The following is a 21,389-nucleotide window of genomic DNA, read 5'->3' as shown; positions in this document are numbered from 1 at the left end:
CTTGCATTTCCTTATCCGGCAGGATCGCCGGCCCGGTTGCTCCGGGTCAGCGCGCCGACATGAAGGCAGGGAACCATTCTTCATGCGCCTGACGGAGCTTTGCAACGGATATGGTGAGGATCCCGTCCACAGTCAAATCCGTACCGCCGGTCGTTCCGATCCGCTGGATGTCGATCCCAGCGTCCAGACCATCCTCGATTGCCGCGTCCGCCTCGTCTTCTGCCACAGTCACGACATACCGACCTTGATCTTCGCCAAACAGGGTAGCATGTGCGGGGCCTTCCAGCTTGACGCTGGCCCCCAGATCGCCGGCCATCGCCATTTCAGCGAGAGCGACACCGAGGCCACCGGAGGAGATGTCATGCACCGCGCTGACCCGGCCGGCGCGGATCCACTCCCGCACGAGGTCGCCGTTGCGGCGCTCGGCGGCCAGATCCACCGGCGGCGGAGCGCCTTCTTCCCGGCCCAGAATATCGGCAAGATACTGGCTGGCGCCCAGATGGGTGCCGTGCCCACCGATCAGGAGGATCACCTCTTCCGGTTCGGCAAAGCCGATGCTGGCGCGCTTGGTGACATCGTCCAGGAGGCCCACACCGGCGATGGCCGGTGTCGGGAGGATCGCCTGGCCGTGAGTCTCGTTGTAGAGCGAGACGTTGCCGGAGACGACGGGGAAGTCGAGGGCGCGGCAGGCTTCGCCGATGCCTTTTATGCAGCCGACGAACTGGCCCATGATCTCCGGCTTTTCCGGGTTGCCGAAGTTGAGGTTGTCGGTGATCGCGAGCGGCTCGGCGCCAACGGCGGTCAGGTTGCGCCAGACTTCGGCCACGGCCTGCTTGCCGCCTTCGACCGGATCGGCCTCGCAGTAGCGCGGCGTCACGTCGGCGGAGAAGGCGAGGCCCTTGCCGGCGGCGTTGACGCGGATGACGCCCGCATCGCCGCCCGGACGCTGGGCGGTGTTGCCCTGGATCAGGGTGTCATACTGTTCGTAAACCCAGCGGCGCGACGAGCCATTGGCCCCGCCGACGAGCCTCAAGAGCGCGTCGGCATAGTCCGCAGGTGCGGCGACATCGCTGGCGGCCAGAAGCGGACGCTTCGGGCTTTCCACCCAGGGCCGGTCATACTCGGGAGCCTCGTCGCCGAGTTCCTTGATCGGCAGGTCGGCGACAACTTCGCCCTGGTGCTTGATGATGAAGCGCAGCGTGTCGGTGGTCTTGCCGACGACGGCGAAGTCGAGGCCCCACTTGACAAAGATCGCCTTGGCTTCCTCTTCCTTCTCCGGCCGCAGCACCATGAGCATGCGCTCCTGGCTTTCCGACAGCATCATCTCGTAGGCGGTCATGCGCTCCTCGCGCACCGGCACCTTGTCGAGGTCGAGTTCAATACCGAGGTCGCCCTTGGCGCCCATCTCGACGGCCGAGCAGGTGAGGCCCGCCGCGCCCATGTCCTGGATCGCAATGACGGCGCCGGACGCCATCAGTTCAAGGCAGGCTTCCAGCAGGCACTTTTCGGTGAAGGGATCACCCACCTGAACGGTCGGGCGCTTTTCCTCGATGCTGTCGTCGAATTCGGCCGAGGCCATGGTTGCGCCCCCGACACCGTCACGGCCCGTCTTCGCGCCGAGATAGACGACCGGGAGGCCGACGCCTTCCGCCTTGGACAGGAAGATGCCGTCCTTCTTGGCAAGACCGGCTGCAAAGGCGTTGACGAGGCAGTTGCCGTTGTAGCGGGCGTGGAACTCCACCTCGCCGCCAACCGTCGGCACGCCGAAGGAATTGCCATAGCCGCCGACGCCAGCGACGACGCCCGAAACGAGATGGCGGGTGCGCGGATGGTCCGGCGCGCCGAAGCGCAGCGCGTTCATCGCGGCAACAGGGCGCGCGCCCATGGTGAAGACGTCGCGCAGGATGCCGCCGACGCCGGTCGCCGCGCCCTGGTAGGGCTCGATGTAGGACGGGTGGTTATGGCTTTCCATCTTGAAGACGACCACGTCATCGTCGCCGATGTCGACCACACCGGCATTTTCGCCCGGGCCCTGGACCACGCGCGGGCCAGTGATCGGCAAGGTCTTCAGCCACTTCTTGGAGGACTTGTACGAGCAATGCTCGTTCCACATGGCGGAAAAGATGCCCAGTTCCGTGAAGGTCGGCTCACGGCCGATCAGGTCGAGGATCCGCTGGTATTCGTCAGGCTTCAGCCCGTGGGCCGCGACGAGGTCAGGGGTGATCTTGATGTCGTTGGGGATCATGGGCATCCGCTTCGTTGCGCAAGGGACAAGGCCTGTGCCGGCTCGCGCCCCCTTTAACAGATCACCGCGCGGAATGGGAGTGCTTCACGGCTCAAAACACAGCCTGAAAAGGTCCGGTGCTGGAGGGGAGTGCAAGCAAAAGGCTCGAAGTTGTTTCGCGCTCGCCTTACAACTCACTGCCAATTTTTACGATGCAACTTATTATTTTAAGATTTCGTTCAGCCTGTCCCCTTAGCTCTGGTTATGGATGACCAAGGGGAAGTAAATGTTCCGATTCAAGTCAGTAACGTCCGAAACGCCAAGTGCTGTCAGTAAAACTCCCGATCTTCCCTTGCTGGCAGTCGTGGCGGCCTTGCGCGGACTTGAAGCCCACGCCCGGCTTGAGGGCCTTGATGCGCTTCCGGCTGACCTGGCCAATGCGTTGAAATCCCTGGCCGCCACGCTTGGCCGGCAGGACGAGACCCAGCTGCGGCAAACCGTTGACTATTCTGTCCAGGCCAGCGAGGCGATGGCGGCCACCGCGCGCATCACCGGCGAAATCCGCGATACCGACCAGCAGGCCCGGATGATGTCGGCTGGCGTCGACGAACTGACGGCCTCCATCGAACAGATCTCACATACGGCCAACGAGGCCGCCACATCCATGGAAGTGGCGCATGAGGCGCTGCAGGGCGGGGCAGGGGCTACGCGCAAGGCGGCGGCATCGTCGCTGCGTATTGGCGAGTCCTTCGACAAGATGAGCGAAAGCGCCCGTCAGCTCGCTCTCGCGGCCGAACAGATCAGCACCTTTGTCGCCACCATCGATGGTCTGGCGCAGCAGACCAACCTGCTTGCGTTGAACGCGACCATCGAGGCCGCGCGCGCCGGCGAGGCGGGCAAGGGCTTTGCCGTTGTCGCCAGCGAGGTCAAGCAACTGTCCGGTCAGACCCAGAAGGCAACCGACGACATCCGCGCCCGCATCGAGCGCCTGCAGGTGCATGTCGGCGAGGTCATGTCTTCGGTTGACGAGGTTCAGGGACTGGTCGGGGACAGCGCCGAGCAATCCGAGGATGCCGCCACCAAGATCGGTTCCGTGCTCGAGCATGTCGGCAGCAATGCCACCCGGATGAACGCGATTGCCGGTCTTCTCAGCCAGCAGAGCGAAGCCGTGCGCGAGATCGCCACCGGCATCCACGCTGTCGCCCGCCATTCGGAGGCAGCGACCCGTTACACCGAGGACGTCATTCGTGCGGTCGGCAGTTCGGAAGCGGTCATCAACGCCCAGTTTGCCGAACTCGACAAGCGCGAGATCGCCAACTACGTGCTGCACCGGGCAAAGTCGGATCACCTTTTGTGGAAGAAGCGGCTGTCCGAAATGCTGGTCGGGCTGAAGAGCCTCAAGACCGAAGAACTCAACGATCATCACCACTGCCGGCTGGGCAAGTGGTACGACGGCGTCACCGATCAGTCGCTTCGCCGCCATCCCTCGTTCTCGGCCTTGCTGCCCGTGCATGAGGCCGTGCATCGCAACGGCAAACTGGCGGCCAGCCTTCATGCCAAGGGCGACAGGGATGGCGCACTGAAGGCGCTGGCCGACATGGAAAAGGCTTCAACCGAAGTCGTTCGCCATATCGATGCCCTGCTGAAGGGCTGAGCCTCAGTCCTGCTCCAGACGCGCGCTGGCCAGCACGCACATCAGTTCGAACATCAGTGAGGCTCCCAGCCAAGCGGTCCCGCCAGAGGGATCGAAGGGCGGGGAGACTTCGACCAGATCCGCGCCAATCAGGTTGAGGCCGGAGAGCTTGCGGATCATCCGCTGCGCCTGGAACGAGGTAAAGCCGCCGATCTCCGGCGTGCCTGTGCCCGGGGCGAAGGCCGGATCGATGCCATCGATGTCAAAGCTGACATAGGTGGGCTCGCGCCCGACACGTTCGCGTGCCTCGTCCATCACATGCTCAACGCCGCGCTCCATCAATTCCTCTATCATGATGATGCGGACGCCCTGAGCTTCACCCCACTCGATGTCTTCTCCGTCATACATCGTGCCGCGGATGCCGATCTGGACGACCCTTTCCGGATCCAGCAGCTCTTCCTCAATGGCGCGGCGGAACGGCGTGCCATGGGTGTAGCGGAAGCCGCCGAAATAGCCGTCGAAGAGGTCCGTATGGGCATCGAAATGCACCATGCCGAGCGGCCCCTGCCGGGCAAGGGCCCTCAGGATCGGCAGGGACACCAGATGGTCACCGCCAGCCGACAGCGGCGTGATGCCGAGATCCATCACCTGGTCGTAGAAGCCTGTGATGCGGGCCAGCGCGTCCTGCACATCCGCCGGGTTGACCGGGGCATCGCCAAGGTCGGCGCAGCGCGCCAGCTTGAACGGGTTGACGCCCGTGTGCGGATGCACCTGGCGGATCATGGTGGACAGGTCGCGTAACTGCCTTGGCCCATGGCGGGCGCCGGCGCGGTTCGTTGTACCGCCATCCCAGGGCACGCCTATGAGACCGATATCGACCTCATCCACCCGGTCATCGCGCAAATGCACATGCGGCAGGCGCATGAACGTCGGTATTCCGGCAAAGCGCGGCAGATCGAAGCCGGACACCGGCTGGAAAAAGTCATCCCCCGTCATCAGTTCCCCCTGTTTTGCGTCAGCATGCACAACGGCGGCGAGGGCGGCAAGGGGAGGGGGGCGGCAAGGGCCGCTGCTGCGTGCCCGCCAAGTCGGGACGTCGAGTGGAAGGCCCTGGTCCCTTCAGTCGAACAGCAGTTTGTCGTCCTGGAGTAGTTAGGAGCCGGATGCTCTCCCCCCTTGAGGGGGAGATGCCCCCGATAGGGGGCAGAGGGGGGTATTGGGCCTGTCAGGAAAGGGTGAAGGTGGAACAGCGCGGCGGCGCTGCACCCCCCTCTGTCCGCATGCGCGGACATCTCCCCCTCAAGGGGGGAGAGGGGGCCTGCGGTCAGTTTGTTCAACCCCGGAGAGGGCGGGTTTCTGATCGCCAACCGCGCGGTGTCTCACCGCCGGTCGTGGCGCTCCAGGGCGGAGAGATCGTCGCTGAGATCGTCGAAGCGGCGGGCGGTGAGGGCGGCGGCGTCGCGCACGCCTTGCGTATAGAAGGCGCTGCCGGCTTCCTGGCTGAGGAAATCGAGGAGCCGCAGCGCGTCCATGTTGCCGATATCGATATCCAGCTCGTCGCGGCAGAAGGCGGCAAGGCGGCTGGCGATGTCACTCTGGAGGTCGCGGGGCAGTTCGAGCTTGCTCATGTCCTGTCCCCGCGCAGTGGTGTTTCTGGTCAGGCGACCAGCTGGCCGACGAGGCTCTCGAACAGCTTGCGGCCGTCGCTGCCGCCCTGCAGGTCCTCGATCAGGTTTTCCGGATGCGGCATCATGCCGAGGACATTGCCCTCGGCATTGACGATGCCGGCGATGTCGTTCAGCGAGCCGTTCGGGTTCTGGCCATCCGCATAGCGGAATACGACCTGGCCGTTGTCCTCGATGGCCTTCAGCGTCTCGGCGTCGGCGAAGTAATTGCCGTCATGGTGGGCAATCGGGCAGCGCCAGACTTCGCCCTCCTGGAAGGCATTCGAGAAGGCGGTGCGGGCGTTCACGGTCTTGAGCTGCACTTCCTTGCAGATGAACTTCAGACCGGCATTGCGCATCAGGGCGCCCGGCAGCAGGCCAGCCTCGGTGAGGATCTGGAAGCCGTTGCATACGCCCAGGACATGCACGCCCTTGGCAGCGCGCTCGATCACGGTCTGCAGCACCGGCGAGCGGGCGGCAATGGCGCCGCAGCGCAGGTAGTCGCCGTAGGAGAACCCGCCCGGGATGACGATGAGATCGACGTCCGGAATGTCGGTGTCCGTGTGCCAGACCGTTGCCGGCTTGCGGCCGGTGATCGTCTCCAGCGCGTAGAGCATGTCGCGGTCGCGGTTGAGGCCTGGGCAGAGGATGACGGCGGACTTCATGATCTCGGTTCCCCGTTGGTCAGGTTTGCGCCTAGAGCAGGACCAGCACGGCCAAAAGGCTCAAGGCAGCGGGAAGCAGGATGAACACGGCGGCCTTGAGGAGAAGGAAGCGGATCGCGCGGGCGCTGTCCTCATCCATGGGCCAACCTCCTTCTGCTTCAGAGGATCTCGATGGCGTAGTTCTCGATCACCGTGTTGGCGAGCAGCTTCTCGCACATGGCGGCGATCTCTTCGCGCGCCTTGGCAGCGTCACGGTCGCTCAGTTCGATGTCGAAGACCTTGCCCTGGCGCACGCCGCCGATGCCGCCGAAGCCGAGCGCGCCAAGCGCCCCCTCGATGGCCTTGCCCTGGGGATCCAGAACGCCGTTCTTCAGGGTGACGGTGACACGTGCCTTCATCGCTGTCGTCTTTCCGCTTGTCGCCTTGACCCCACAGGGTCATCCGTTGCGCGCTCCTTACACCACAGCGGCCAAGCGCGAAAGAGCCAAGCTCCCGCTCAGGACCCGGAAAAGCAAAAACCCCCGGCGAAGTATTCGCCAGGGGTTTTCCGTTTCGGGTGCGCGATGCCGGATGCTTACTGCACCAGCGTCGGGCCGGAGCCGCCGGGGCGCTCGTTGTCGTTCAGGATGCCCAGACGGCGGGCAACTTCCTGGTAGGCCTCGAGCATGCCGCCGAGGTCGCGGCGGAAGCGGTCCTTGTCCATCTTCTCGTTGGTCGTGATGTCCCACAGACGGCAGTTGTCCGGGGAGATCTCGTCGGCAACGACGATGCGCATCATGTCGCCCTCGAACAGGCGGCCGCATTCGATCTTGAAATCGACAAGGCGGATGCCGACGCCAAGGAACAGGCCGGACAGGAAGTCATTGACACGGATGGCAAGCGCCATGATGTCGTCGAGTTCCTGCGGGGTGGCCCAGCCAAAGGCGGTGACATGCTCTTCGGCGACCAGCGGGTCGTTCAGCGCATCGCTCTTGTAGTAGAACTCGATGATCGAGCGCGGCAGCTGGGTGCCTTCCTCGAGGCCGAGACGGGTCGCCAGCGAGCCGGCGGCCACGTTGCGGACCACGACTTCCAGCGGAATGATCTCGACTTCGCGGATCAGCTGCTCGCGCATGTTCATCCGGCGAATGAAATGGGTCGGAATGCCCATGCCGTTCAGCTGGTTGAAGATGAATTCGGAGATCCGGTTGTTGAGGACACCCTTGCCGTCGACAATCTCGTGTTTCTTGGCATTGAAGGCTGTTGCGTCGTCCTTGAAATGCTGGATCAAGGTTCCAGGCTCCGGGCCCTCATAGAGGATCTTGCCCTTGCCTTCATAGATGCGCCGGCGGCGATTCATGGGCACGTACCGTGTTCGTTCGAGGAAATCCATCGAGGCGGGAAACTCCTTGGCGTCTGATTCCGGGTGGCGCGAGCGCTGACCAATCACCGCGTTATCGACATTTAGCCCCGCATTAGCGGCGCGGAACTTAACTGATCCTTCGCAAAAGCACAATGAGCGCGGCCCCGCCTTTCTCTTTGCTGGCGCACCGATGCGGGATCGCGGCGATATCGCGTTGATTTGCAGGGCGGTGAAGGATATTGAGAAGCCCGAAAAAGCCCCCATTTCAGGGGTAGACTTTCTGTCCGCCAGTGAGGAGGCACCAGATGAGCACGTTCGATAATCGCGAGAAGGGTTTCGAGAGCAAGTTTGCTCACGACGAGGAACTTCGCTTCAAGGCCACTGCCCGCCGCAACAAGCTGCTCGGCCTTTGGGCTGCCGACCTGCTTGGCCTTTCCGGCGAGCAGGCCGACGCTTATGCCAAGGAAGTCGTCCGCGCGGACTTCGAGGAAGCCGGTGACGAGGACGTGTTCCGCAAGATCCGCGGCGACCTCGACAAGGGGCATGTCGAACAGTCCGACCACCAGATTCGCCGCACGATGGACGAACTGATGCACACCGCCATCGACCAGATCCAGAAGGGCGAATAAGCCTTTCTCCGATGAGCCTTCCAGACCCCGCTTCGGCGGGGTCTTTGTTTTTTTGGCAAGACTGTTCATTCTGTCGTCATCCCGGCCAAGCTGAGCGTTAGCGAAGCGCCGAGCCGGGATCCAGATATCAGCCGCGCGATGCGCGACGAGACTGGTCCGGTGTTTGCGGATACTTCTGCTAAGGTGAAGGGCTCGCTCGCGCAGATCCGCTGGATTCCGGATCGTCGGTTCGCTGAACGCTCACCTTGTCCGGAATGACAGGGGATGGAGGTAACTGCGGAGGCGGGCAGAATGGGTTTTCGCTGTGGTCACGTTGTTCTGTTTGTGCCTTGACCTTGTGTGAACTTGTTTCGCCAAGGCAACTGCCCACTGTCTGTCACGCCTTGCCGTCGCCGTGCGAACCGGCTTTGATCCCGCTCCAACCGGACGGCGCTGGCGAACCTCTTGCCGCGCAGTCGTGACAGCTCAGGGATCCAAGATCATGTCCATCTCAACCCAGCCCAGCCTCGCCACGCGTCTGCGTGCCGGCGAAACCATCGTGACCGCCTGGTCCAACCTTGCCGTGCCGATCCTCGCCGAGGTCATGGGCCGGGCCGGGTATCCCTGCGTCACGCTCGACATGCAGCATGGCATGCATGACATTGCCAGCCTGCGGGACGGGCTGGCGGCCATCGCGCTTTCGGGTGCGCACCGGGCCGTCCGTATTCCGGTCGGCGAATCGGGCACGGCCAGCCGCGCACTGGATTTCGGTGCCGAATTGGTCATCGCCCCGATGATCAACTCCGCCGCCGAGGCCAAGGCCTTTGCCGATGCGATGAAATACCCGCCGATTGGCGCGCGCAGCTGGGGGCCGCAGCGTGGCGCGATGCTGGCCGGCAAATCGCCCGCCGACTATCTCGCGAGTGCCAACACCGAGCTTCTTTCGCTGGCGATGATCGAAACGCCGGAAGCGATTGCCGCACTCGATGACATCCTTGCCGAGCCGGGGATCGATGGCATCTTCGTCGGGCCGAGTGACCTGTCGCTGACGCTGAACAAGGGGGCAAAGCTCGATCCGGGCGGCAACATGACGATGGCAGCTGCGCAGGATATCGCCGCACGCACGCGCGCGGCCGGCAAGATTGCCGGCATCTTCTGCCTTGAGGCCTCCGGCGTCGGCCAGGCCCGGGACATGGGCTACAGCTTCATCGCCCATGGCGTCGATTTGACGCTGTTATCCGCCGCGCTGAAGGACACGCTGGCGCGGATCAGTTGACAAGGGTCAAGGCAGGGCAGGGTGGCTCGGGTCATCCTGCCTGCCAGGTCATCCCCGGGACGCGCGAATGCGTCCGGACGGCGGGACGATGACAGCAGGGCCGGATCCTGTTCCGGCTGAACCCCTTGTCAGGGAACCCGTCACATGTGGAAGCTTGCAGCCATCCTCTTCATCATCATCGGCCCGACGCTGGCCGGCATCGGTGCGCTCGTGCCGCTGACCGTCTATGGCGTCAATGAATTCAACCCGCTGCTTCTGGCAATTGCAGCCGGCATCGGCCTTTTGGTCGCCATTCCCGTCAGTCTGGTGGTGGGCAAGAAGATTAATGACGCCATCCGCCCGCGCCGCTTGGCGTGAGGGGCAGGGGTGGGAGGTCAATCGCACCAGAGCGCAAATCTTTATCGCGGCGTCTCAGCGCCCCTCCCCCTCGTGGGGGCCCAAGGCGGGGCGAGACCGTTGGCTCGACCCAGGTCGGGTAAGGGGTGGGGGGCTCTACGACCAAACGTCAGATATTGAAACCAGGTGCAGGCTGCGGTCACAAGACGTTGGCTTCTCATGGTCTGTCCGCCGCTGTCCCCCCACCCCCGACCCCTCCCCACGAGGGGGAGGGGCGCTGAGAGGCTGCGGCTGACACGCCAGAAGGACTGCGGCGGTCATCCCCGCACAAGGCGGGGATGACCGCTGTATGACTGGCGCTCCCAACCATCCCGCGAACGTTGTGCTGCCGGCGCTGCGTTACAGCCGTGCCATGAAATGGGCGAAGGACATCATGCCCTCCGGCCAGGGGCCGTGGCCGCTTTCCAGGTTGATGTGGCCGGCCTGTCCGGCGTCCTGCAATGTGGCGCCCCAAGCCGTCGCCAGATCATGGGCAACGGCATAGTCGCAGTAGTCATCATTGCGGCTTGCCACCACATGGGTGCGGAAGGGCAGGGGCATGCGCGGCACCGGCACGAAGTCGCCGCCGTCGAACTCCGGCACGAGGCCTGGGCGGTCCCAGTCGGAGGGGGCAACGAGAAACGCCCCCCTGACCTTGTCCTTCGGCAGAACATGCGCGCCATGGGCCACGAAGATGCAGCCCAGGGAATGTGCCACCAGCACGACCGGCTTGGTTGCCCGCTCGATTTCCGCGAGCAGGGTTTCCATCCAGACCTTCTTCGACGGCGTCCACCAGTTGTCCTGCTCGACCACCCGGGCGGTCGAGATCTTGTCCGCCCAGCGGCGCATCCAGTGGCCGGCCTCGGCATTGCCGAAGCCGGGGATGAGCAGGATCTCAGCTTCTGCCGTCTTCATCGTCTCAGGCCTCGCCAAACACACGCTTGAAGATCACGTCGACCGCCTTGGTGTGGTAGCCAAGGTCGAAGCGGGCGCGGATCTCGTCTTCCGACAGATACTTGCGCACGTCAGCGTCGTTGAGAAGCTCGGTCAGGAAGTCGACCGTGGCGCTGCCGGCGACCTGGTAGCTTTCCCAGACCTTCATGGCGTTGCGCTGGACGAGACGGTAGGCGTCCTCGCGCGAGGAACCGGCCTGGGTCAGGGCCAGCAGGATGCGCTGGGAATGCACGAGGCCACCGAGACGGTCCATGTTGCCCATCATGCGCTCCGGATAGACCAGCAGCTTGTCGATGACGGTGGTCAGGCGCGCGAGGGCGAAGTCAAGGGTGATGGTCGCGTCCGGGCCGATCATGCGCTCGACGGAGGAATGCGAGATGTCGCGCTCGTGCCACAGGGCGACGTTCTCCATCGCCGGGATGGCATAGCCGCGCACCAGGCGGGCCAGACCGGTGAGATTTTCGGTCAACACCGGGTTGCGCTTGTGCGGCATCGCCGAGGAGCCCTTCTGGCCGGGGGAGAAATACTCCTCCGCTTCCAGCACTTCCGTGCGCTGCAGGTGGCGCACTTCGGTCGCGAGGCGCTCGATCGACGAGGCGATGACGCCGAGCGTGGCGAAATACATCGCATGGCGGTCGCGCGGGATGACCTGGGTCGACACCGGCTCGGCCTTCAGGCCCATGGCCTCGGCGACGTGTTCTTCGACGCGCGGGTCGATGTTGGCGAAGGTGCCGACCGCGCCGGAAATGGCGCAGGTGGCGATTTCCTCGCGCGCATGCAGGAGGCGGGTGCGGCAGCGGTCGAACTCGGCATAGGCCTGGGCGAGCTTCAGGCCGAAGGTGACCGGCTCGGCGTGGATGCCATGCGAGCGGCCGATGGTGACCGTGTCCTTGTGCTCGAAGGCGCGGCGCTTGAGGGCGGCGAGCAGCGCGTCCATGTCCTTCAGCAGAAGGTCCGTCGCCTTGACCAGCTGAACGTTGAAGCAGGTGTCGAGCACGTCAGAGGAGGTCATGCCCTGGTGCACGAAGCGGGCATCCGGACCGACGATCTCGGCCAGATGGGTCAGGAAGGCGATGACGTCATGCTTGGTCTCGCGTTCGATCTCGTCGATGCGCTCGATGTCAAAGGTGGCCGGGCCGCCCTTTTCCCAGATGGTCTTGGCCGCTTCCTTCGGGATCACGCCGATCTCGGCAAGCGCGTCGCAGGCATGCGCCTCGATCTCGAACCAGATGCGGAACTTCGTCTCCGGCGACCAGATGGCGACCATGTCGGGGCGGGAATAGCGCGGGATCATCGCGGGCCTCGTGTTTTCAAGGGATGTTGGCCGTGCCAATAGCAGGTAGCGCCCTGAACCTCAATCAGCGCGGCTGTCCTCCCGGCTTCGCTGGCGCACAAAGATCAGCGCGGCGCAAACCAGCAGCGGCAGCCCGGCTGGCAAAAGGATCCGCGTGCCGTCGATGGCAAACAGATAGCCGGCGTTGGCGCCGGTCATCAGCGTTTCGAGGATCCAGTCGCGGCTGAGCGGCGTCTGGTGGAAGGCGGCATAGTAGAGGCGGAACTGCAGGAAATAGCAGAACGCCGTCGCTCCGGCCGTGCCGAGGCCGAGCAACAGGAACAGCGCTGCGAAACGTGCGGTTGCGGCTTTCCGGCGGTCGGCAATCCACAGGGCCAGCGGCCAGGCGAGCAGTGCGCCCGTGAGCCCGCCAAGGCCGTAGATGACCATCAAGGCAAGCGTTCGGGCGGTCATCGCTTCCTCTGCGCGCAGCACATGAAACCCGGCGAGCGCAGCCATGGCCGGTGGCCAGAGCAGGGCGGCAATGCTCACCTCCAGGGCTCGCCCCTTGTGGCTGCGGACGGTCATTGCTGAATTATCCCTGTGTCTTGTTGCGTTTCAGGGTATATGCCGGAAGATGACGGTGGCAACATCCGGTAAATCGTCTTGGGCAGGAGCGGGCGTGCACAGTGTAGACGTCATCGTGCTGGGGGCGGGGATTGTCGGGGCCTCGACGGCCTTGCAGCTCCAGCGCAAGGGGCTTGACGTCGCCCTTGTCGATCGCCGCCAGCCCGGCGAGGAAACTTCCTATGGCAATGCCGGCATCATCGAGCGCAATGGTTTCGTCCCGATCGGCTTTCCCGACGACTGGCGTTTTCTTCTCGACATCGCGCTGAAGCGCAGCCCGGCCGTCAATTATGACCTGAGGACCGTCCTGCGCATTGCGCCCTGGCTGGCGGCCTTGAAGCGGCAATCATCGCGCGCCGGACTGCAGCGCTTTGCCCATGCCATCGACAGTTTCGAGCGTCATGCAGTGGTCGAGCATCAAGTGCTCGCCGAAATGGCCGGCTGCGAAGCCTTTTACCGCAAGACTGGCTGGCTGCATCTCTACCGGACGGAAGCGGCCTACAGGGCCGCCGAGACGGAACGTCACTTCGCCCGCATCTTCGGCGCCGAGTACCAGGAACTGGGGCCGCTCGAAATCAATGAACTGGAACCGGCGCTGCTGGCTGATTCGTGTCAGGGGGTCTACTGGCCGGAGAGCCATTCGGTGTCCAGCCCGGGTGGTGTCACCAAGGCCTTTGCGCGGGCCGTCGTCGAAGGCGGCGGCCGGCTGTATCTGGGCGATGCCCGCCGCCTCAGCCGCTCGCGCGGCGGTTGGGCCGTGGCAACCGACCGGGGGCCGGTACGCGGGCGGGCGGTGGTTGTCTGTCTCGGACCCTGGGCGCCGGATCTCCTCAAAGGCTTCGGCCTGCGCTTTCCGATGATCGTCAAACGCGGTTATCACCTGCACTACAAGGCCCCGGCGAATGCCGTTCTTGGCCGGCCGGTCGTCGACATGGAACACGGCTATGTCCTGACGCCGATGGAAAAGGGCATCCGTCTGACCACGGGGATCGAGTTCCGCGACCGTGATGCGCCGCCGTCGCCGGTGCAGATCGGCAAGGCGCTTGAGAAGGCGAAGGAAATCTATCCGCTTGGCGTGCCGGCGGAATCCGAGCCCTGGATGGGCGCGCGGCCCTGCTTTGCCGATTCTCTTCCCGTCACGGGCGCCGCGCCTGGTGAGGCCGGCCTGTGGCTCAACTTCGGCCACGGCCATGTCGGCTTCACGCTCGGACCGGTCACTGGCCGCCTGATCGCCGAAATGATCACGGGTCAGGACCCGTTTGTTGATCCCGGCCCGCTGTCGCCCAATCGGTTTTGATGGCGCGTGCCTTCGCGCCATTGGCGCGGTGCCACTGTTCCCTCTGGAGGGCAGGGCTCTCGCAGATTTGGTCAGACAGTTTTCGAGGCCTCGCCGCCCCCCTCCCCCTCGTGGGGAGGGGTGAGGGGTGGGGGGCACGGCGACCGTTTGGTCGCAAATTGCGTGAAACACGTCCAGTCAGGAACGCCGGTTATCTGGATTGCAGTCTGTTCCCCCCACCCCCAACCCCTCCCCACGTGGGGGAGGGGAGCGGAGGGGCTCCGACAGGGTAATAATTTCCGGCTCAGTCGTTCACTGAACATGTGCTGCACATCATATGCGAAAGCCCTGCCGTCCAGGGAGGGGAGCGGCGCTGGGGTTCTGACTGCCGGTTCTGGCGTTTTCCTCACCGCTCTCGCAGCGGCAGGGCGACGGTGTCCTTCACCGTGTTGACCACGATGCGCGACTGCACGTCCGACACCAGCGTGTTGTCGAGGAGTTTCAGCCGCAGGAAATTGTCATAGGCCTTGATGTCGTCCGTCACCACCTTGATCAGGTAGTCGACCGCGCCGGTGATGCGTTCACAGGTAACGACTTCCTGCCAGTGATGCACCAGCTTGTCGAAGGTCTCCATGTTGTCGCGGCTGGGCACCGTCAGCTTCACGAACGCATAGGAGACGAAGCCGAGACCGACGGATTCCCGGTCGACGACGGCCACCACTTGACGGATGACCCCCATCTCCTTCAGCTTCTTGATACGGCGCCAGCAAGGCGTCTGGCTCATGCCGGCCGCCTTGGCAATTTCAGCGATGGATTGCGATGCATCCCGCTGCAGCACCCGGAGGACCCGGATGTCGGAAGGGTCTAGGAGAAAATTTTCGGTCATTCCCGGCTTCTTGGAAGGATTGCGCCACTTCGGGCTCTTGGGCAGGCACATTAGCACAGAACTTGCCGTGGAAAAGGACGATATTGGTTCCTCGAGAGGCCGTGGGTTGGCGAGGGCTGAAAAGCGTCGTCAATCTGGCCGAGGAGGGGATCCGATGAACGTTTATGCACCCATCGTCACACGCGACGATCAGGCTCGCAAGTCCGTAACGCTGGACGATAAATTTGCTGCACTCGATGGCCGCATCTATCTGACAGGCATCCAGGCGCTGGTGCGTCTGGCGCTGGATCGCAAGCGCCTCGACCGGGACGCGGGACTGAAGACGGGAGGCTTCATCTCAGGCTATCGCGGCTCGCCGCTGGCCGGTTACGACACCGAGCTGACCCGGGCGCGTCGTCATCTCGCAGCCCATGACGTGGTGTTCAAGCCGGGTGTCAACGAGGAGCTCGGCGCCACCGCGGTCTGGGGCTCCCAGAAGGTACGCCAGCACGGGCGCGGCTCCAGCTACGACGGTGTTTTCGGGATCTGGTACGGCAAGGCCCCGGGCGTTGACCGGGCCGGTGATGTGCTGAAACAGGCCAATGCCTCGGGGGTTGATCGCAACGGCGGCGTTCTGGCCCTTGCTGGCGACGACCACCTTGCCAAATCCTCGATCCTTCCGGCGCAGAGCGAGTTCTTCTTCGAGCACGCCGAAATGCCGATCCTCAATCCGGCTGACATTCAGGAAGTTCTCGACTACGGCCTGCACGGCTTCGAACTGTCGCGCTATGCCGGTCTGTGGACCGCGATGATCTGCCTCGCCGACACGATGGACGCTTCGGCCACCATTTCTGTTGCCCCGCAGCGGCTGACGTTCCTGCGCCCCGACAGCGATCCCTGGGGCGAACAGGATCTCAACCGCGTGCTGATGCTGGGCAACCGGCTGGAGACCGAGCGCCTTCTGCGCGATGTGCGCATCCCGGCGGCCCAGGCCTATGTCCGTGCCAACCGGCTTGATGCCATCGCCTTCGGCGCCAGCCGTCCGCGCTTCGGCATCGTTGCCACCGGCAAGGCCTTCCGCGACCTGCTGCAGGCGCTGGATCTCCTTGGCATCACCGAGGCCCGCGCCCGCGACATCGGCCTTGCTGTCTACAAGGTGGCCATGCCCTGGCCGCTGGAGCCCTACAATTTCACCGAATTTGGCCGTGGCCTGTCCAAGCTGCTCGTCGTCGAGCACAAGCGGGCCTTCATGGAACAGCAGATCAAGTCGATCTCCTACCATTGGCCGGAAGGCTCGCGCCCGTTGATCTGGGGCAAGCGCACACCGGATGGCTCGCCGTTCCTGTCCGATGTGCTGGAACTGTCTGTCGCCGAAATCCTGCAGGCCCTGCTGAAGTATCTGCCGGAAGATGTTGTCAGCGACGAGATGCGCGCCGTCAGCGAAAAGATGACGATGCAGGTGATGTGGGCCCAGGGTCATGCGGAACGCGCCGCCCGCGTGCCGTATTTCTGCTCCGGCTGCCCGCATTCCTCTTCAACCGTGACGCCGGAAGGCTCCCGCTCGCTGCCGGGCATCGGCTGCCACGCCATGACCGAACAGGCGGGCCGCACCACCGACGGCCAGATCGCCATGGGCGGGGAGGGCGTGCTGTGGGTCGGGCAGAAGGACTTCTCCAACGACACCCACGTTTTCGCCAATCTGGGCGATGGCACCTATTTCCATTCCGGAATTCTGGCGATCCGTCAGTCCATCGCCGCGAAGATGCCGATCACCTACAAGATCCTCTACAACGACGCCGTCGCCATGACCGGCGGCCAGCCGCATGACGGCACGCTCACCGTGCCGCAGATCACCCGGCAGCTCGAGGCCGAGGGCGTTGACCGCATTGCCGTCGTCTCGGAAAACCCTGATGCCTATATCGGCCGAAGTGATCTTGCCCCGCTGACCCAGGTCGTGCACCGCGATTTCCTGATGGATGTGCAGCGCGAGTTCCAGACCGTGCTGGGCGTCACCGTCATCGTCTATGACCAGACGTGCGCAGCCGAAAAGCGTCGCCGCCGCAAGAAGGGCTCGTTCCCCGATCCGGATCTGCGCCTGTTCATCAACGACCGTGTCTGCGAGGGCTGCGGTGACTGTTCGGTGCAGTCCAATTGTCTCTCCGTCGAGCCGCTGAAGACGGCCTTCGGCGAAAAGCGCCAGATCAATCAGTCGAGCTGCAACAAGGACTTTTCCTGCGTGAAGGGCTTCTGCCCGTCCTTCGTCGAGGTTGGCGGCGCAGCCCTGCGCAAGGCGACCACAAAGGGCCTCGATATCGACGCCATGCTGACGGACCTGCCCGAGGTCGAGCTGCCGGGGCTGGAGCGCACCCGCAACCTGCTCGTTGCCGGTATCGGTGGCATGGGCGTGACGACCATCTCCGCCGTTCTCGCCATGGCGGCGCATCTGGATGGCATCCAGGCCTCGACGCTGGACATGACCGGTCTGGCCCAGAAGGGTGGCCCGGTGACCTCGCATGTGCGCTTCGCCTCGCTTGAGCGGGGTATCGAGGGCCCGCGCGTGCCCACGGCCGCGCTTGATGTGCTAATCGCCTCCGACATGGTCGTGGCCACCAACGCCGAACAGCTTGCGCTGGCCAACCGTCCGGTGATGCTGAGTGTCGCCAATACCCGCGTGGCACCGACCGCCGAATTCGTGCTGAAACAGACCTTGTCCTTCGACGAGGCGCGGATGCTGAAGTCGCTGGAAGCCGCCTCGCGCGCCTGCCTGCCGATGGATGCGGCGAGCGTTGCCGAGAAGCTTTTCGGCGATGCCATCTACGCCAACATGATGCTGGTCGGCATGGCCTATCAGGCCGGCGGCCTGCCGCTGCATGCCGAAGCCATCGAGGCCGCGCTGGAACTGAACGGCGCGTCTGTAGCCAGCAACATCAAGGCCTTCCGCGCCGGGCGCGTGCTGGCTGCCGATCCGGTGAAGATCCTGTCGGCCCTGCCGGGCCAGGAAAAGCCGGCGGCCGAGACGCTGGACGAGAAGATCGCCCGCTACGCCCGGGAGCTCACCGCCTACCAGAACGCTGCCTATGCCGACCGCTTCACAGCGCTGGTTGGCGACATGCGCAAGGCCGACGCGACCCATGGTCCGGGCACCTTCCGCCTCACGGGGACGGTCGCGGACATGCTCTACAAGGTGATGGCCTACAAGGACGAGTATGAGGTCGCGCGGCTCTATGCCGATCCGGCCTTCAAGACCAAGCTGCTGGCGCAGTTCGATGATCCGAAGAAGCTGAAGGTCCTGCTGGCCCCGCCGCTTCTGGCCCATCGCAAGGATCCGAAGACGGGCCGCCCGGCCAAGATCGGCTTCGGTCCGTGGATCTTCACCGCCTTCCGCCTGTTGTCGAAGTTCAAGTCGCTGCGCGGCACCAGGCTCGACATTTTCGGCTACAACGCCGAGCGCAAGGCAGAGCGGGCGTTGGTCGACAGCTACAGCGCCGATGTCGCGGTTCTCACCGGTCACCTCGGCACGGCGAGCTACGGCCTTCTGGTGGAGATCGCCCGCGTGCCGGATCTGGTGCGTGGTTTCGGCCCGGTGAAGGAAGCGAACCTTGCCAAGGCCGAGGCCAAGCGTGAGCAACTGATGCACAAGCTCGTCACCGGCAACGGCTCGGAAGGGTTCATGGCTGCGGCGGAATAATCGCGTTCCTTGTTGCCGCCGCATAGGTGTCTTTCCGGCTGCACATGCGGCGGCCCTCCGGCTATGGCAATGTCGTGTTCCGACAGTCCGGAGCACAGCAGGAGGGCTGTCGTCATTCGCACCCATGAATGTCTTTTTCCAGGCGCATGCACAGGTCACGTGCCTCCTATGCCGGCCGGGGTGGCGGCATGATAGCCCTGCTGCTTGGCGGCACGGGTCTCTTTCTCGCCGGCATGTGGATGATGACCGATGGTCTGAAGCTGGCGGCCGGCAAGGCGCTCGAGAGCTTGTTGCGCAGCGCCACCGGGGCGCCCTGGCGCGGAGTTCTCGCCGGTATTGCGGTGACGGCGATCGTTCAGTCGTCTTCGGCGGTGACGGTTGCCACCATTGGCTTTGTGAACGCGGGTCTCCTGTCCCTGGCCCAGTCGATATGGGTGATATTTGGCACGAATATCGGGACGACGATGACCGGCTGGCTGGTGGCCACTCTGGGGTTCAAGCTGGACATTGTCGGCCTTGCCCTGCCCCTGCTCGGTGCCGGAATGGTCGTCCGCGTGGCAGCGGGGTCCCGGGGCCGGCTCTCCGGGCTTGGGCAGGCCATTGCCGGATTTGGCGCCTTCTTTCTCGGCATCGGATTCCTGCAGCAGGCCTTCGGTGATGTGGCCGTGCCTGCGGCACTCTCAGGTCTGGCTGAAACGCCCCTCACCGGAATTCCGATTTTCCTTCTGGTCGGGATAGCCCTGACCATCCTGACCCAGTCGTCGAGCGCAGCTATGGCCATTGTGCTGACCTCGAGCGCGGGGGCAGGCCTGCCGCTCTTTTTGGGGGCTGCAGCCGTCATCGGAACCAACATCGGCACAACATCGACAGCGGCTTTTGCGGCGCTGTCGGCAACGCCGCCGGCCCGGCGGGTTGCGGCGGCCCATATTGCCTTCAACTGCCTCACGGCCTGTGCCGCGCTGATCTTGCTGTACCCGTTGCTGCACCTTGCCCGGCTCCTTGCTGCCGACGTTTCGGGGGAGGCAGCTGGCGCGGCGGATATCGCCCTGATTCTAGCGGTTTTTCATACTCTTTTCAATTGCTTGGGCTTGGTTCTGATTTGGCCGCTGACGGGTGGACTGGTCCAGTGGCTTGAACGGCGCTTCGTCAACGCGGAGGAAAGGATCGGCCGGCCGGAGTTTCTTGATCCGACCCTGCGCCCGGTGCCGCAGCTGGCGCTGCGCGGCGTGCTTCTGGAAACAGCGAGGTTGTCATCCATCACGCATTCCCTCTCCCTCGATTGCTTTGCCGAACCGGTTCGCTCACCTGCCGAGCTTGAGGTGCGCCTCAGCGGGAGCCTTGTGCTTGGCCGGGCAATCCGCAGCTTCATCGAGCAGATGAACAAGGAGGCGATGCCGGAAGCGGTCTCGTCCGCCATTCCTGATGTCATCCGTGGCGTCCAGCACCTTGAGGAGGCCGCGCGCCTTGCCGTTGCGGCGGTACCTGGCCTGCAGGCAAAGGACGACGATCCGGAGATCGGGCAGATGCGCAGGACGGTTATTGCGGCGCTCCAGGCGACACATCTTGGTCCTGACGCGGAACCGGTGGCAGACCCGGATGCTGCGGTAAACGAGGTCGAGACATCTTACCAGTTGCTGAAGGCATCGCTTCTGGCTCAGGCCAGCCGCCCGGGCGCTGACCTTGAAGCGGTGGAACGGCGTTTGCTGCAGATCCAGCAGATGCGGCGTTGTGCCATGGCTGTCTGGAAAGCACGGCAACGGCTCGGCCGCTGGCTTGACCCGCTCTGCACGGACGTCCGGGCCTGAGGCGCTGCAATAGGTGTCATGCTGGCGGGGTGTGCCGCCAGCATGACACCGGTTGTTCTTGCGTCCGGTTCAGGAAAATTTCTGCTGCCAGGTTGGCACCGGATCGCCCGGTGCCGGTGTGGCGTGGTAGATGCCCCGGGCAATGGCGCGGGCGAGGGTGGACACGGCAGCTGCACCCAGCTGAACCATGTCTGCCATCGGCCGCTCCAGTTTTTTCTGGCCGGTGGAGATTGCAAACACCAGGTCGCCGTCCAGCGGCGTATGCGCCGGCCACAGCGCCCGGGCGAGGCCATCATGCGCCATCACGGCAAGGCGCTTGGCTTCTGCCTTGGTCAGGATCGCATCGGTGGCGACGGCCGCGATCGTGGTGTTCGCGCCTGCTGACAGCGCGTCGAGCTTGGTCCGTACGCTGACGGCATCGTCGGGCAGGGGATTGGGATAGCCCAGTCCGCCGAACTCGCCGTTGCGCTCGTAAGGGGCGGCCCAGAAGTGCCGCGTATCGCCAACGGTTGCCCGGCCCAGTGCATTGACGGCAACGATGGCGCCAACTGTCACCCCGTTCTCCAGCCGGATCGAGGCGGAGCCGAGCCCGCCCTTGAGGTTGGCCGTCGTCGCGCCGCAGCCCGCGCCGTGCGAGCCGAGCGGGAAATCGCGTGAGACCGTGTCGAGTGCCGCCCGTCCAAGGTCGCGATAGGGGGCCATGTCGCCCCAGCTCTTGTTGCCGCCGTTGAGGAGGTCGAACAGGATCGCCGAGGGAACGATTGGCACGCGCACCGGGCCGACCTGAAAGCCGCGTCCCATTTCCGCCAGCCGTCCCTGCACGCCCGCGCCAGCATCGAGGCCGAAGGCCGATCCGCCGGCCAGCACAATGGCATCGACGGCCTCCACGGTTTGCTCGGGTTCCAGCAGCGCGATTTCGCGCGTGCCCGGCGCGCCGCCATGGATGGCGACCGAGGCCACCGCAGGCTGGTCGGGCAGGATAACCGTGACGCCGGACTTCAGGTCAAGATCATCGGCCCAGCCCACAGACAATCCGGGTACGTCGGTGATGAGGTTGCGCAGCGTGTCACTCAATCCCGGCATCGCGGTCCTCCGTCAGCCGGACCTTAAACAG

At 64.3% G+C, this 21,389-nt stretch carries 19 protein-coding genes; 7 read left to right on the top strand and 12 right to left on the bottom strand.

Going from position 1 to position 21,389, the window contains the following annotated elements:
* Window positions 1-46: 46 nt before the first annotated feature.
* Window positions 47-2,245: a phosphoribosylformylglycinamidine synthase subunit PurL gene (gene purL / locus C8348_RS08565; protein WP_106752913.1), complete on the bottom strand. Its 2,199-nt coding sequence runs from the start codon at window positions 2,243-2,245 to the stop codon at window positions 47-49.
* A 265-nt stretch (window positions 2,246-2,510) separates the two neighbouring features.
* Between purL and C8348_RS08560 the strand changes: the two genes are divergently transcribed.
* Window positions 2,511-3,878 (top strand): methyl-accepting chemotaxis protein, encoded by a 1,368-nt coding sequence (locus C8348_RS08560; protein ID WP_106752912.1) that lies wholly within the window; start codon window positions 2,511-2,513, stop codon window positions 3,876-3,878.
* Window positions 3,879-3,881: 3 nt separating this feature from the next.
* Here the strand turns inward: C8348_RS08560 and speB are convergent, their stop codons facing one another.
* From speB to purC, 6 genes are all read right to left on the bottom strand, one after another.
* On the bottom strand, window positions 3,882-4,853 hold the full coding sequence (gene speB, locus C8348_RS08555) for an agmatinase (protein WP_106752911.1): 972 nt from the start codon (window positions 4,851-4,853) through the stop codon (window positions 3,882-3,884).
* Window positions 4,854-5,236: 383 nt separating this feature from the next.
* Window positions 5,237-5,485: a DUF2164 domain-containing protein gene (locus C8348_RS08550; RefSeq protein WP_106752910.1), complete on the bottom strand. Its 249-nt coding sequence runs from the start codon at window positions 5,483-5,485 to the stop codon at window positions 5,237-5,239.
* Between the two features lie 29 nt (window positions 5,486-5,514).
* The gene (gene purQ, locus C8348_RS08545) at window positions 5,515-6,186 is read right to left on the bottom strand and encodes a phosphoribosylformylglycinamidine synthase subunit PurQ (protein ID WP_106752909.1); all 672 of its coding nucleotides are present in this window, start codon (window positions 6,184-6,186) and stop codon (window positions 5,515-5,517) included.
* A 31-nt stretch (window positions 6,187-6,217) separates the two neighbouring features.
* Window positions 6,218-6,325, bottom strand: a complete 108-nt coding sequence (locus C8348_RS22370; protein WP_198646980.1) for a phosphoribosylformylglycinamidine synthase-associated small membrane protein — start codon at window positions 6,323-6,325, stop codon at window positions 6,218-6,220.
* 19 nt (window positions 6,326-6,344) lie between these two features.
* Window positions 6,345-6,584 carry a phosphoribosylformylglycinamidine synthase subunit PurS gene (gene purS, locus C8348_RS08540; protein WP_106752908.1) on the bottom strand — a complete coding sequence of 80 codons (240 nt, stop codon included), beginning with the start codon at window positions 6,582-6,584 and terminating at the stop codon, window positions 6,345-6,347.
* A gap of 176 nt (window positions 6,585-6,760) precedes the next feature.
* Window positions 6,761-7,558 (bottom strand): phosphoribosylaminoimidazolesuccinocarboxamide synthase, encoded by a 798-nt coding sequence (purC, locus tag C8348_RS08535; RefSeq protein ID WP_106752907.1) that lies wholly within the window; start codon window positions 7,556-7,558, stop codon window positions 6,761-6,763.
* Window positions 7,559-7,833: 275 nt separating this feature from the next.
* Here purC and C8348_RS08530 point away from each other — a divergent pair, with 275 nt between their 5' ends.
* From C8348_RS08530 to C8348_RS08520, 3 genes are all read left to right on the top strand, one after another.
* Window positions 7,834-8,157 (top strand): DUF1476 domain-containing protein, encoded by a 324-nt coding sequence (locus tag C8348_RS08530; RefSeq protein ID WP_106752906.1) that lies wholly within the window; start codon window positions 7,834-7,836, stop codon window positions 8,155-8,157.
* Between the two features lie 481 nt (window positions 8,158-8,638).
* Window positions 8,639-9,412: an HpcH/HpaI aldolase family protein gene (locus C8348_RS08525; RefSeq protein ID WP_106752905.1), complete on the top strand. Its 774-nt coding sequence runs from the start codon at window positions 8,639-8,641 to the stop codon at window positions 9,410-9,412.
* Window positions 9,413-9,556: 144 nt separating this feature from the next.
* Window positions 9,557-9,769: a hypothetical protein gene (locus C8348_RS08520; protein WP_106752904.1), complete on the top strand. Its 213-nt coding sequence runs from the start codon at window positions 9,557-9,559 to the stop codon at window positions 9,767-9,769.
* Window positions 9,770-10,147: 378 nt separating this feature from the next.
* On the opposite strand, the gene C8348_RS08515 is transcribed toward C8348_RS08520, so the two are convergent.
* From C8348_RS08515 to C8348_RS08505, 3 genes are read right to left on the bottom strand one after another with little or no spacing between them, the layout of a single operon-like run.
* Entirely contained in the window at window positions 10,148-10,702 is a 555-nt protein-coding gene (locus C8348_RS08515) for an RBBP9/YdeN family alpha/beta hydrolase (protein WP_106752903.1), read from the bottom strand.
* Between the two features lie 4 nt (window positions 10,703-10,706).
* Window positions 10,707-12,035 (bottom strand): adenylosuccinate lyase, encoded by a 1,329-nt coding sequence (purB, locus tag C8348_RS08510; protein ID WP_106752902.1) that lies wholly within the window; start codon window positions 12,033-12,035, stop codon window positions 10,707-10,709.
* A 60-nt stretch (window positions 12,036-12,095) separates the two neighbouring features.
* Window positions 12,096-12,602, bottom strand: coding sequence for a hypothetical protein (locus C8348_RS08505; RefSeq protein ID WP_106752901.1), 507 nt, complete (start codon window positions 12,600-12,602; stop codon window positions 12,096-12,098).
* A gap of 94 nt (window positions 12,603-12,696) precedes the next feature.
* Here C8348_RS08505 and C8348_RS08500 point away from each other — a divergent pair, with 94 nt between their 5' ends.
* A complete protein-coding gene (locus C8348_RS08500; RefSeq protein ID WP_244293967.1) occupies window positions 12,697-13,938 on the top strand; it encodes an NAD(P)/FAD-dependent oxidoreductase in 1,242 nt (413 codons plus the stop codon).
* A 385-nt stretch (window positions 13,939-14,323) separates the two neighbouring features.
* Here C8348_RS08500 and C8348_RS08495 read toward each other — a convergent pair whose 3' ends face one another.
* Window positions 14,324-14,803: an Lrp/AsnC family transcriptional regulator gene (locus C8348_RS08495; RefSeq protein WP_106753130.1), complete on the bottom strand. Its 480-nt coding sequence runs from the start codon at window positions 14,801-14,803 to the stop codon at window positions 14,324-14,326.
* 154 nt (window positions 14,804-14,957) lie between these two features.
* Between C8348_RS08495 and C8348_RS08490 the strand changes: the two genes are divergently transcribed.
* Both C8348_RS08490 and C8348_RS08485 read left to right on the top strand, forming a co-directional pair.
* Complete coding sequence (locus C8348_RS08490; RefSeq protein WP_106752899.1) at window positions 14,958-18,470, top strand: indolepyruvate ferredoxin oxidoreductase family protein; 3,513 nt, start codon at window positions 14,958-14,960, stop codon at window positions 18,468-18,470.
* Between the two features lie 188 nt (window positions 18,471-18,658).
* Window positions 18,659-20,275 carry a Na/Pi cotransporter family protein gene (locus C8348_RS08485; protein WP_157950408.1) on the top strand — a complete coding sequence of 539 codons (1,617 nt, stop codon included), beginning with the start codon at window positions 18,659-18,661 and terminating at the stop codon, window positions 20,273-20,275.
* 69 nt (window positions 20,276-20,344) lie between these two features.
* Here the strand turns inward: C8348_RS08485 and C8348_RS08480 are convergent, their stop codons facing one another.
* Window positions 20,345-21,358, bottom strand: a complete 1,014-nt coding sequence (locus tag C8348_RS08480) for a P1 family peptidase (RefSeq protein WP_106752897.1) — start codon at window positions 21,356-21,358, stop codon at window positions 20,345-20,347.
* Window positions 21,359-21,389: the final 31 nt, after the last annotated feature.

Source organism: Pannonibacter carbonis, assembly GCF_003012935.1.
In the GTDB taxonomy this organism is placed as follows: Bacteria; Pseudomonadota; Alphaproteobacteria; order Rhizobiales; family Stappiaceae; genus Pannonibacter; species Pannonibacter carbonis.
This window is presented reverse-complemented; position numbering and strand designations above follow the sequence as displayed.

What these genes read in the sequence shown, in the direction of transcription:
- purL (WP_106752913.1), bottom strand. Translation starts at nt 2,245, where the DNA reads ATGATCCCCAACGACATCAAGATCACCCCTGACCTCGTCGCGGCCCAC.
- C8348_RS08560 (WP_106752912.1), top strand. Translation starts at nt 2,511, where the DNA reads ATGTTCCGATTCAAGTCAGTAACGTCCGAAACGCCAAGTGCTGTCAGT.
- speB (WP_106752911.1), bottom strand. Translation starts at nt 4,853, where the DNA reads ATGACGGGGGATGACTTTTTCCAGCCGGTGTCCGGCTTCGATCTGCCG.
- C8348_RS08550 (WP_106752910.1), bottom strand. Translation starts at nt 5,485, where the DNA reads ATGAGCAAGCTCGAACTGCCCCGCGACCTCCAGAGTGACATCGCCAGC.
- purQ (WP_106752909.1), bottom strand. Translation starts at nt 6,186, where the DNA reads ATGAAGTCCGCCGTCATCCTCTGCCCAGGCCTCAACCGCGACCGCGAC.
- C8348_RS22370 (WP_198646980.1), bottom strand. Translation starts at nt 6,325, where the DNA reads ATGGATGAGGACAGCGCCCGCGCGATCCGCTTCCTTCTCCTCAAGGCC.
- purS (WP_106752908.1), bottom strand. Translation starts at nt 6,584, where the DNA reads ATGAAGGCACGTGTCACCGTCACCCTGAAGAACGGCGTTCTGGATCCC.
- purC (WP_106752907.1), bottom strand. Translation starts at nt 7,558, where the DNA reads ATGGATTTCCTCGAACGAACACGGTACGTGCCCATGAATCGCCGCCGG.
- C8348_RS08530 (WP_106752906.1), top strand. Translation starts at nt 7,834, where the DNA reads ATGAGCACGTTCGATAATCGCGAGAAGGGTTTCGAGAGCAAGTTTGCT.
- C8348_RS08525 (WP_106752905.1), top strand. Translation starts at nt 8,639, where the DNA reads ATGTCCATCTCAACCCAGCCCAGCCTCGCCACGCGTCTGCGTGCCGGC.
- C8348_RS08520 (WP_106752904.1), top strand. Translation starts at nt 9,557, where the DNA reads ATGTGGAAGCTTGCAGCCATCCTCTTCATCATCATCGGCCCGACGCTG.
- C8348_RS08515 (WP_106752903.1), bottom strand. Translation starts at nt 10,702, where the DNA reads ATGAAGACGGCAGAAGCTGAGATCCTGCTCATCCCCGGCTTCGGCAAT.
- purB (WP_106752902.1), bottom strand. Translation starts at nt 12,035, where the DNA reads ATGATCCCGCGCTATTCCCGCCCCGACATGGTCGCCATCTGGTCGCCG.
- C8348_RS08505 (WP_106752901.1), bottom strand. Translation starts at nt 12,602, where the DNA reads ATGACCGTCCGCAGCCACAAGGGGCGAGCCCTGGAGGTGAGCATTGCC.
- C8348_RS08495 (WP_106753130.1), bottom strand. Translation starts at nt 14,803, where the DNA reads ATGACCGAAAATTTTCTCCTAGACCCTTCCGACATCCGGGTCCTCCGG.
- C8348_RS08490 (WP_106752899.1), top strand. Translation starts at nt 14,958, where the DNA reads ATGAACGTTTATGCACCCATCGTCACACGCGACGATCAGGCTCGCAAG.
- C8348_RS08485 (WP_157950408.1), top strand. Translation starts at nt 18,659, where the DNA reads ATGATAGCCCTGCTGCTTGGCGGCACGGGTCTCTTTCTCGCCGGCATG.
- C8348_RS08480 (WP_106752897.1), bottom strand. Translation starts at nt 21,358, where the DNA reads ATGCCGGGATTGAGTGACACGCTGCGCAACCTCATCACCGACGTACCC.